This is a genomic window from Aquibium sp. ELW1220, from assembly GCF_030398385.1.
In the GTDB taxonomy this organism is placed as follows: Bacteria; Pseudomonadota; Alphaproteobacteria; order Rhizobiales; family Rhizobiaceae; genus Aquibium.
Window position 1 is genome coordinate 1 of record NZ_JAOAOQ010000120.1, and the last position, 855, is coordinate 855.

Below are 855 nucleotides of genomic sequence, written 5' to 3' on the forward strand. Positions count from 1 at the left end.
CCTTCGCCTTCGGCGAGCTCGACACTCTGGTCCCGGCCTATGCCGCGACTATCCACAAGAGCCAGGGATCGGAATATCCCGCTGTTGTCATCCCGGTGATGACCCAGCACTACGCCATGCTGCAGCGCAACCTGATCTACACGGGTGTCACCCGCGGCAAGAAGCTGGTCGTGCTGGTCGGCCAGAAGAAGGCCGTCGCGATCGCGGTGAAGAATGTCTCGGGGCGTCGGCGCTGGTCGAAGCTGGCGGAATGGCTCAGGCAGTTTATGGTTGGGGTCGGATATTTCACGGATTGAACCATCGCTCTGCGAAGCGAAGGACAGATTGCCGCATTTGGCGCCTTGGGAAGTTACATCTTTGGTTTCAACGTCACCAATCTGCCCAAGCAGCCCACGTTCCTCTGCGCGCCGCGAGTGTTGGGAGCGACGCTGCGACAAAGCGCCTATTGGGCTTCGTATCAGCCAATCCTAGGTCACGAACGATGAAGCGAGATCTAGAAACTTCCGTTCTCTACAACGCAACCTGTCCGGTCTGCAACTTCGAGATCCAGCACTACGCGCGGTATGCGTTTGCCAAGGGTCTGCCGATCCGGTTCGACGATCTGAATTCGGACGCTCGGGAGCATTGGAGCTTGGACGCCGACACTGCGGCTCGTCGGCTTTATGTGTTGCATGACGGCAAGCTCACATCAGGCATTCCGGCATTTCTGGTGCTGTGGGCGCAGATGCCGAAGTATCGTGAGCGCCACGAGCACCCCGTCTTGCGGAGCGGCTATTCGCTGGCGAGACTTGCCGTCTGTTGGGCGAGGAGTGCGACTGGATGGGCTTGGACGACGCTGATGCCAGACTTCAAGGC

General features: G+C 59.3%; 2 protein-coding genes. Both read left to right on the forward strand.

What is annotated here, in order from left to right:
* Positions 1–296: ATP-binding domain-containing protein (locus N1F91_RS30985; protein ID WP_289997763.1), on the forward strand; the 296-nt coding region annotated here is incomplete at its 5' end.
* Between the two features lie 185 nt (positions 297–481).
* The coding region (locus N1F91_RS30990; RefSeq protein ID WP_289997764.1) for a DCC1-like thiol-disulfide oxidoreductase family protein at positions 482–855 on the forward strand (374 nt) is incomplete at its 3' end.